Source organism: Candidatus Parvarchaeota archaeon (genome assembly GCA_016866895.1).
Lineage (GTDB): Archaea > Micrarchaeota > Micrarchaeia > Anstonellales > VGKX01 > VGKX01.
In genome coordinates this window covers 1-8,046 of sequence record VGKX01000042.1, presented here as the reverse complement: position 1 = coordinate 8,046, position 8,046 = coordinate 1, and the positions used below count along the sequence as shown (strand labels likewise).

The following is an 8,046-nucleotide window of genomic DNA, read 5'->3' as shown; positions in this document are numbered from 1 at the left end:
TATGTCGTGCTCAACAAGATGTGAGTCAAGCTCCACGTTTTCTGCCGACATGTAGTCAAACACGAACTCCGCGGGCTTTTTTCCAAGCCTTCCCTGCCAGAGCATTTTTTCACCCTTCTCAAATCCTTTTCCGATTTTTTTATCCATAACAATCACTTCGCACAACTTGGGAAATTTCTTAAGATAACTCCTATTGTTTGCACTATTAATATTACTTTCTTACCTTTTCAGCCCCAACCTTCAAGCATGGCTTATTTATAACTTCTTTGTTTTATTTGGAACAAAATGTTTCAAATGTTGTTCCACCCAGACTTCAACACGCGGCAGTTTGAGGATTTGGAGAAGAAAAAGCCGCGCACCCCAATGGCTCAAAGGGAGCGGCTGTTCAACTCACCTGACAAGGGCAAAAACAACGAGTTAATTCTGCAGAATTTTTTGGATTTTGTTATGGACGGGTAAAAGTCCAATAAAGCAATATCTTTAAAATTCTTGGCTGGCAAGTTTAGCTGTGGGTCGCAAGTGTTATACAAAAATCCACAAGACAGCCTTGTTGCTGCGCTAGTTCTTTCAGACGGTTCTGTTTTTTTTGGCAAGGGGTTTGGCTGCGAGGGTACATACTCAGGCGAGCTTGTCTTCAACACGTCCATGACAGGCTACCAGGAGGCGCTTACCGACCCGTCGTATGCAGGCCAGGTCCTGACAATGACCTACCCTCTTATTGGCAACTACGGAATCAATCCTGACGATTTTGAAAGCCTCAAGGTGCACGTATCGGGTTTTGTTGTTCGGCAGCTTTGCAGAGAGCCGCACCATTACAAATCAGACAGGAGCGTCTCAAGGCTTCTTTTGGACCACGGCATTGGTGGCATTGAAGGTATTGATACAAGGGCTGTAGTCAGGAAAATCAGGACCCAGGGCGTAATGCCCTGTTCACTTTATGTGGGTTCCAATCAGCCCGACCTTCCAAGTCTTTTGCAGCATGCCAAGAAAGACCATTATTCGGCAGTTGATTTTGTTGGCAAGGTGACTCAAAGCAAAACCAGGAGGTTTGGCAAGGGCGCAAAATCAGTGGTTCTTATCGACTGTGGGGCAAAATACAACATTGTCCGCGAGCTGGTAACAAGGGGGCTTGAAGTAATTGTCGTGCCTGCATACACTGATGCAAAAACTATCAAGGACTACAGCCCTTCGGGAATAGTTGTTTCAAACGGCCCAGGCGACCCGGAACTGCTCGGCTCAATTGCCGCAACAGTCAAGTCATGTTTTGACTTTCCAATGCTTGGCATCTGCCTTGGCCACCAGATAATAGGAAAAGCTGCTGGCGCAAAAACCTTCAAGCTCAAATTCGGCCACAGGGGCAGCAATCACCCAGTGCTGGACATTGAAAACGACCGCGTGATGGTAACCACCCAAAACCACGGCTATGCAATCGACATCTCGGGGCTCTCCAAGGATTTCAAGCAGACACATATCAATTGCAATGACAACACCAACGAGGGCATTGCGCACAAGTCGCATCCAATCTTCTCGGTGCAATACCATCCTGAAGCCTGTCCAGGGCCGCAGGACTCAAAATACCTGTTTGACAAGTTTGTGAAAAGTTTGTGAAAAAATTTGGCGAGGCGGTGTTATGAAAAATTACCTTGGCATAAAAGGCATGAAAAAGGAGGAGCTGGCAAGGCTGGTTGAGTCGGCTGCAAAAATCAAGGCAGAATACAAGGCAGGGGCAAAAAACGCCTCACTTGCAAACAAGACACTTGTGATGCTTTTTGAAAAACCCTCAACGCGCACAAGGCTTTCCTTTGAGGCCGGCATGACGCAACTAGGCGGGCATGCAATCTACTTTGATTTTATAACAAGCCAAATCTCAAGGGGCGAAACCATAAGCGATACTGCCAATGTAATGTCGGGTTATGCGGATGCAATAATGGCAAGGCTTTTCAAGCACGCTGACCTGCTTGAGCTGTCGCGCCATTCAAGCATCCCGGTGATAAACGGCCTTACCGACCTTGAGCACCCCTGCCAGGCGCTTGCAGATGTCCTTACAATGCACGAGCTTGGCAAGCTTGGCAAAGGCAAGACCATTGCCTATGTGGGCGATGCGGCAAACAATATCGCAAACTCGCTTATGCTTGCATGCGCCATGATGGGCTCAAGCGTCCGACTTGTATGCCCTGCAGGCTTCCCGCCAAATAATGAATTTGTTGCCGAGGCCTCAAAGCACTCGAAGGTTGCTGTGGAGACAGACCTGTCAGGGGGCGTTGCTGGGGCTGATGTTGTCTACACCGATGTCTGGGTCTCGATGGGAATGGAGGAGCAGCAATCTGAGCGGCTCAAGGCATTTGGGCCCTACCAGGTGACAAGCCAGGTGATGGCTAAGGCCAAAAAGGACGCAATTTTCATGCACGACTTGCCGGCGCACAGGGGGCTTGAGGTGGCAGCTGACGTGATTGACGGAAAGCAGTCCGTCGTATTCAGGCAGGCTGAAAACAGGCTGCATGCGCAAAAGGCGCTTCTGCTTGAGCTAATGGCGGGGAAAAAATAAGCATCAATTATCGAACACTGGTGTTTGCAATGGTAAATTTGAAAGAATTTTTCAAGCCTACAAAGGTCAAATTGTTATTATCTCTAATAGTCTTTATTGTATTTGTACCTGTACTATCAACATACATCCAGGTTTATTGCGATATGCCACCGTGTCCGCTGGTTGCAACAGGGAATAAAGTGCCTTTCATTTTTATGCTGTTCGGTGGTCCACTATACTCATATAAAACTTCATTAGATGCTGCTACACTCATCTTCGGTTTTATAATTTCTTACACTGCTTCCTGTTTGATAGCCCCAGTTTGCTCTAATAATACTAAAAACAGGTGATATCATGGACTGGAATGAATTTTTGAGACCGACAGGCAAGAAATTCCTTGCAACAGCGCTTGCTTTCATGCTTTTTGTGCCATTCCTTACATTTCTTAACGGATTTTGCCTTGAAAATGTGAATCCGGACGGACGTGGGCACACAACAACCGGATGCAAAATAGAAACCGGCTCAATCTTGATGTTTGCTCTGACTGGATTTAACCGACTCTATAAAGTAGATATTGTCTCGCTATTGCTGGGTGTTATAATTTCCTATATTGCAGCATGTCTGTTCGTTATAATCTATTCAAAATATCGAAAACAGGTGAAAAAATGAACTTAAAGGAGTTTTTGAAGCCGACAAGAAAAAAATGGCTTGTGGTCTTGGTTGTTTTTGCCATATCCGTGCCAATCATTGATTTTACGGCGTATCCCTACGATAGACCAGGTTCTCAATACATACACAACTACCCAGATCGTCAAACGCTGTCAATCGCAGGTTTGGCATACCACTACCTTACAAATAATTTCTTCAAGGGCTCAAGCTGGTTTGTTGAGGTGGACGTGAGTTTATCCGCCATAGGAATACTTGTTTCCTACCTGGCAGCGAGTGTAACCGTCACCGTCCTTGGAAAACACTCAAAGAACAATGTGGCAAAATGGACTTAAACTGAATAATCGCGGAGGCTTGAATGTGGAAGGAATAAAAAAAGTCCTAGTGATTGGAAGCGGGCCAATTGTAATCGGCCAATCCGCGGAGTTTGACTACTCGGGAAGCCAGGCGTGCCAGTCCTTGCGGGAGGAGGGGCTTGAAGTTGTGCTTGTAAATTCCAACCCTGCAACCATCCAGACTGACAAGAACATAGCCGACAGGATTTACATTGAGCCAATCAGGGCGGACTTTGTAGAAAAGATAATTGAGAAGGAAAAACCTGATGCACTGCTTGCCACAATGGGCGGGCAGACTGCGCTAAACATTGCCATGGATCTTCACAAAAACGGCGTTCTTCAAAAGTGGGGCGTCAGGCTTTTGGGCACTGGAATTGAGGCTATAGAGCTTGCAGAAGACCGGGGCTTATTCGCAAAGACAATGCGGGAGCTTAAACAGCCAATCCCAAAGTCTGTTGCGGCAAACACTGTACAAGAAGCCAATGAATTTGCCAGGCTGCACAGCTTTCCGCTAATTTTGCGGCCTGCCTTCACTCTTGGCGGAACAGGCGGTGGCATTGCCCGCAACAAAGAGGAATTTGAGCATTTGCTTGAGCTTGGCTTCACCCTCTCGCCAACACACCAGATTCTAATTGAGGAGTCTGTACTTGGCTGGGCGGAATTTGAGTACGAGGTAATGAGGGACATGCACGGAAATTGCATTACAATCTGCAACATGGAAAACATTGACCCCATGGGCGTGCACACAGGAGAGAGCATCGTAGTTGCTCCGGCTCAGACACTTACTGACCAGGAGCACCAGAGGTTCAGGACCGCGGCAATCCAGATAATAAGCAGGCTTGGGATAATAGGCGGGTGCAACATCCAGTTTGCGCTGAACCAGAAGACTGGCCAGTATGTTGTTGTTGAGGTCAACCCCCGCCTGTCGCGCTCAAGTGCGCTTGCCTCAAAGGCAACAGGATACCCAATCGCCAGGGTTGCAGCCAAAGTAGCTTTGGGCAAACCGCTTTACAAAATCCAGAATGCAGTCACAAAATCAACTCCTGCCTCATTTGAGCCTTCCCTGGACTACTGCGTTGTCAAAATACCCAGATGGCCCTTTGACAAGATGCCACAGGTCAACCGCACCCTGGGCACTCAGATGAAATCAACCGGGGAGGCAATGGCAATAGGCAGAACGTTTGAGGAAGCGCTGCAAAAATGCCTCAGAAGCACCGAAGTAAAGCAGCCTCGGCTTGCGCCAGATGCGCTTCAGTTGCACCTGACAAGCCCGACTGACCTGAGGCTCTTTGCACTGCTTGAGTCTTTGCGCCTTGGCACAAGCATTGAAAAGCTTGAGAAAATGACTTGCATCCACCGATGGTTTTTGGACAGGTTTTCAAGCATAGTAGAAGTTGAGAAGCAACTCATGCGCCAGCCTCTAAACGGCCCACTTTTGCTTCGGGCAAAGAAAATGGGCTTTTCCGACAGGCAGATAGCGGCGCTTTGCAGCATGCCGGAGCTTGAGGTGCGAAAGCTTCGAAAAAACGAGGGCATAATGCCTGTTTACAAGATGGTTGACACCTGCGCTTCTGAGTTTGATGCAAAAACCCCCTATTACTATTCCACCTACGAGCAGGAAAACGAGTCAGTTGGGCAGACTGATGGAAAAAATGCGCAAGAAGGCCAAGGGCAAAAAGTCGTAATTATCGGCTCAGGGCCAATAAGAATCGGGCAGGGCATTGAGTTTGACTACTGCTGCTGCCACGCGTCATTCGCTCTGAGGGAAATGGGCTACAAGTCCATAATGATAAACAACAATCCTGAAACGATAAGCACGGATTTTGACACTTCCGACAAGCTGTATTTTGAGCCTCTGACATTTGAGGATGTAATGAACGTTATTGAGAACGAAAATCCACTTGGCGTTATTGTCCAGTTTGGCGGCCAGACTTCCATCAACCTTGCACAGCCGCTGCACGGTGCCGGGGTAAAGATACTTGGCACGCAGGTGGAGGGAATAGACATTGCAGAAGACAGGGAAAAATTCAGGCAGCTTCTCTCAAGCCTTGGAATAAGCCAGCCTGCCAACGGCACTGCCACAGACGCGCAGCAGGCGATGGCTGTTGCAAGCAAAATCACCTATCCTGTTGTTGTCAGGCCAAGCTATGTGATTGCCGGGCGGGGGATGGCTATCATTCATGACGAGGACGAGCTGAGGCATTACATTGGCGAGTCGCTTGACGTTTCTGAAAGAAGGCCTGTTCTGATAGACAAGTACATAGACAATGCGGTTGAGTGCGAGATTGACGGAATCAGCGACGAATCCGGGCTTTTTATAGGGGGGATAATGGAGCACATAGAGCGGGCCGGCGTGCACTCAGGGGACGCAAGCTGCGTCACCCCATGCGTCAAGCTAAAGCCGCATGTCCAGCGCCAGCTTGAGGAATACTCGGCAAAGATTGCCCTTGCCCTCAAAAACATCGGCTCAATAAACATCCAGTATGTAGTCAAGGACGACAAGATACTTGTTCTTGAGGCAAACCCCCGAGGCAGCCGCACGATTCCCTACCTTTCAAAGGCAATCAATCTCCCTCTCGCAAAGCTTGCAACAAAGGCAATCATGGGCAAAAGCCTAAAGGACCTGGGGCTTGGCAGGACGCCAAAACTTGGCTACTTTGCAGTCAAAAGCGTTGTTTTTCCATTCCTCAAGCTGCCTGGGGTTGACATTGTGCTTGGGCCTGAGATGAAAAGCACTGGTGAGAGCATGGGGCTTGACCATGATTTTGCAGGAGCCTACTTCAAGGCCCTGCTTGGGGCAAGTATGCGAATCCCCTTTTCAGGCGCCCTTGCACTTAGCCTAAAAGACGAGGACAAAGCACGAGGCGCCAAAATAGCGGCCAAGCTTGCCTCAATTGGGTTTGAAGTTTACGCGACTGCAGGCACTGCAAGGGAAAAGGAAAAGGGCACGGATGTGAAGCTTCTCAGGAAGCTTGCCGACGGCGAGCCAAACATTCTTTCATTGCTTTCGCAAAAAAAACTCTCCTTAATCATTAACACTCCACGCAAAGGGAGAAATGCGGCAACAGACGGGTACAAAATCAGGAGGGCTGCCCTTGAGCACAACATTCCCTGCATCACAAGCATAGAGGCTGCCGAAAACCTTGCAGATGCAATTATCCGCGCTAAAGGACAGGGACTAAAAGTCAGCGAGCTTGCAGAATACTACTAGTAGCTAACCTTGCAGGCTCAGGCCAAATTACGCAAGCGGCATCATTATAAGCCCGGAAATTAAAACTGAAATTTTGGGGCCGAACAATGGGCGAAAAACTCAAATTCTCAATCCTGGGCTTTCTTGCGGCGGCCGTGGTTGTGCTTGCCTTGATTGGTATTGGCATGCTTGTCCCATCCTGGCAGCAGGTTTCATCTGCGCGGGCAGTTTTCTCTCCAGGCTCTGATGATGAAATATTGGGGCTTCTGGACAGCGCGCAAAAAAGCATAGACATTGAAATGTATGTCTTCACGGAAAAGTCAGTGGCGCAAAAGCTTATCGACAAGGCGCAACAGGGGGTTGATGTCCGCGTAATCCTTGAGCTGAGGACCATTGACAGCGGCAAGGTCTTGAGTATGGCACGTTTTCTCCAGCAAGGAGGGGTAAAAGTCCGCATTGCATCCAATGACTTTGCCCTCACGCATGCCAAGTCAATTGTCGTTGATGGCAATAAGGCCCTTATAGGCAGCATCAATTTTTCCAAGTCTGCACTTTCAAAAAACAGGGAAGCCGCAGTCATTGTTGAGGGAAATTTTGTCGGCCAATTCCAGGAAATTTTTAATTCGGACTGGGAGGCGGCCGCAGAAATTTGAATCACTGAAAGATACTTTCCAATGAGGGATATATGGTGCTGGGCCTGTGCCCCTGCCACATGTTATTGGCTAGCCGAACTTGGGGCTGCCGCCTTTGCCTCCCTCATCTCCCTCCTGCTTTTTTGACCCCTGTTCCCTTTTCCTTTTTTCGACCATGCCCCACATCTTTTCCTTGTCGCCAAGCTCGTGGAGCTGCTCCAGCCTCTTTTTCAGCTTGCGCAGGCTTTTGCGCCGTTTTTTTCTTTGCTCCAGCTTTTTGGCCTTTGCTTTTTTTTGCTCGCTTTCGACAAGCCTTTTCACCGCGCTTTCGCTGTTTTGCCTTGCCTTGTGCTCAAGCTCCTTGAATGATTTGAATATGTCGCTGTCGCGCTTGAACTCGCTTTCCATGTGCTGCTTGATTTTTTTTTGCGCAAATGCGTGCATATGACCAATCCCCGCTACCAATGCCCAGAGTCCGGCCGTCTTTAGCCGTCTAGATACTCAAGCTCAATATTATAATCAGATGTTTTTACATCATGCCTGTTTATCAAAAGCACATAACCTCCTGGCACAATTTCAGTATAGTTTATCCCTGAGGCAAAAGGCTTGTAATACGTGTAGTCAGCCCTTGTCGGCTCAAAATACGCCCCCTGGGCAGGTGCCTTGTTGATTATGTAAAAATCAAGGGGGAAGCTGAGA

7 protein-coding genes are annotated in these 8,046 nt (G+C 48.3%); 6 read left to right on the top strand and 1 reads right to left on the bottom strand.

Going from position 1 to position 8,046, the window contains the following annotated elements:
* The first annotated feature begins 519 nt into the window (after positions 1-519).
* The 6 genes from carA (at position 520) to FJZ26_02570 (ending at position 7,368) form a co-directional block, all read left to right on the top strand.
* On the top strand, positions 520-1,608 hold the full coding sequence (carA, locus tag FJZ26_02595; GenBank protein MBM3229296.1) for a glutamine-hydrolyzing carbamoyl-phosphate synthase small subunit: 1,089 nt from the start codon (positions 520-522) through the stop codon (positions 1,606-1,608).
* A gap of 22 nt (positions 1,609-1,630) precedes the next feature.
* Positions 1,631-2,545 carry an ornithine carbamoyltransferase gene (gene argF / locus FJZ26_02590; protein ID MBM3229295.1) on the top strand — a complete coding sequence of 305 codons (915 nt, stop codon included), beginning with the start codon at positions 1,631-1,633 and terminating at the stop codon, positions 2,543-2,545.
* 333 nt (positions 2,546-2,878) lie between these two features.
* The gene (locus tag FJZ26_02585) at positions 2,879-3,193 is read left to right on the top strand and encodes a hypothetical protein (GenBank protein ID MBM3229294.1); all 315 of its coding nucleotides are present in this window, start codon (positions 2,879-2,881) and stop codon (positions 3,191-3,193) included.
* Entirely contained in the window at positions 3,190-3,525 is a 336-nt protein-coding gene (locus tag FJZ26_02580) for a hypothetical protein (GenBank protein ID MBM3229293.1), read from the top strand. The genes FJZ26_02585 and FJZ26_02580 overlap by 4 nt, the downstream gene beginning before the upstream one ends.
* Complete coding sequence (gene carB / locus FJZ26_02575) at positions 3,506-6,736, top strand: carbamoyl-phosphate synthase large subunit (protein MBM3229292.1); 3,231 nt, start codon at positions 3,506-3,508, stop codon at positions 6,734-6,736. Before FJZ26_02580 ends, carB begins: the two co-directional genes overlap by 20 nt.
* An 86-nt stretch (positions 6,737-6,822) precedes the next feature.
* Positions 6,823-7,368, top strand: a complete 546-nt coding sequence (locus FJZ26_02570; GenBank protein MBM3229291.1) for a DUF1669 domain-containing protein — start codon at positions 6,823-6,825, stop codon at positions 7,366-7,368.
* A 69-nt stretch (positions 7,369-7,437) separates the two neighbouring features.
* Here FJZ26_02570 and FJZ26_02565 read toward each other — a convergent pair whose 3' ends face one another.
* Positions 7,438-7,791 carry a hypothetical protein gene (locus FJZ26_02565; protein MBM3229290.1) on the bottom strand — a complete coding sequence of 118 codons (354 nt, stop codon included), beginning with the start codon at positions 7,789-7,791 and terminating at the stop codon, positions 7,438-7,440.
* Positions 7,792-8,046: the final 255 nt, after the last annotated feature.